The sequence below is a fragment of the Pseudomonas agronomica genome (assembly GCF_025917275.1).
Classification (GTDB): Bacteria; Pseudomonadota; Gammaproteobacteria; order Pseudomonadales; family Pseudomonadaceae; genus Aquipseudomonas; species Aquipseudomonas agronomica.
This window is the reverse complement of the sequence record NZ_JAOSHO010000800.1, coordinates 1-1,508: the sequence shown is the minus strand read 5'-3', so window position 1 is coordinate 1,508 and position 1,508 is coordinate 1. Positions and strand designations below refer to the sequence as shown.

Genomic DNA, 1,508 nt, shown 5'->3' with positions numbered 1-1,508 from the left:
CCTACGGGCTTAGCTAGAGCAAGCGCCCTCGCCCTGAGCGCCGTTCGATATTAGCGCGCCGCCCAGGCGTTGAAACGCTGCTCCAGCTCCTCGCCATGATCGACCCAGAACTCCGCATCAACGGCTTGCGCCTGCGCCAGGTTGGCCTCGGCGGTGGGCAGTTGCTCACGGACGTCGGCGGGAAGCAGGCCCAGCGTCTGGCGATGCACCGGTCCGTACGGGATGTTCTCCGAGAAGACTTTCTGCGTCTGCGGCTGGCTGGCAAAGGCGATGAACTTCTCGGCCAGGGCCTTGTTAGGCGTGCCTTTGACCACCGCCCAATACTCCGGGTCATACAAGCTCTGCGGCCAGACGATGCTCAGTTTCATGCCTTCCTTCTGTGCAGAAGCGATGCGACCGTTGTAGGCGGCGCTCATCGCCACGTCCCCGGCCACCAGCCATTGCGCTGGCTGGGCGCCTGCCTCCCACCACTGGATGTTCGGCTTGATCTGGTCCAGCTTGGCAAACGCCCGTGTGACGCCCTCCGGTGTGTTCAAGACCTTGTACACGTCCTCGGTCTTGACGCCATCCGCCAGCAAGGCGATTTCCAGGGTGTACTTGGCGCCCTTGCGCAAACCACGTTTGCCGGGGTACTCGTTCACGTTCCAGAAATCCGCCCAGGACGTGGGCGCCTTGGTGAGCTTGCTCTGGTCATAGGCCAGGACCATCGACCAGACATACGTCGCCACGCCGCACTCAGTGAGCGCCCCCGGGACGAAATCCCCGGGTTTGCCGATGGCCGCCGGATCGAGCCGTTCGAACAAGCCCTCCTCGCAACCGCGCAGCAGCTCGGGGCTTTCCACTTCGACCACGTCCCAACTGGTGTGCCCGGCCGCGACCATCGCCTTGATCTTCGACAGCTCGCCGTTGTATTCGCCGGCCACGATGTTTCCCGCACCGCTGGCGTTAAAGGGTTGGAAGTAGGCCTTGTCCTGGGCCAACTTGGTGGCGCCGCCGAATGAAATCACGGTCAGGCTTTGTGGCGCGGCCAGGACGCTGATGCTCAGCAACGCCAGGGCACACGCAATGTTGCAACGCAAGGATCTGGACATGAATCGGTTCCTCGATAAAGCCGGCTCGCCCGCACGAGTCGGCGACGGGACTCAAAAGTGACCGTAAACGCGGGCGGCGTGGTCTACAGCGATTACAAAACTGTTCATCCTGGGTCCCGTCCATCGGGCTCGCCCAGGTGAATCGCCAGGCGATCCATCAACCGATCGCAGGCGGCCATTTGCTCGACACTCACGTACTCGTCGGGCTTGTGGCCCTGGTCCATGCTGCCGGGACCGCAGACCACCGACGGGATGCCGGCCTGGTGGAACAGCCCGCCTTCGGTGCCAAACGCCACGGTGCCGAAGGCATCGCTGCCACAGAGTCGGGCAACCAAGCGCGCGGCTTCGCTGTCCGGCGAGGTCGCCAGGCCGGGATAGGCCGACAAAGGCTCGAAGCGGATCGCGGTGTCGGCGTGA

General features: G+C 63.8%; 2 protein-coding genes. Both read right to left on the bottom strand.

Annotated elements, in window-relative coordinates; translation table 11 throughout:
* Window positions 1–50: 50 nt before the first annotated feature.
* On the bottom strand, window positions 51–1,091 hold the full coding sequence (locus OC610_RS27240; RefSeq protein ID WP_264432506.1) for an ABC transporter substrate-binding protein: 1,041 nt from the start codon (window positions 1,089–1,091) through the stop codon (window positions 51–53).
* A 104-nt stretch (window positions 1,092–1,195) separates the two neighbouring features.
* Window positions 1,196–1,508 (bottom strand): M20/M25/M40 family metallo-hydrolase (locus OC610_RS27235; RefSeq protein WP_264432503.1); only part of this gene is annotated, 313 nt, incomplete at its 5' end.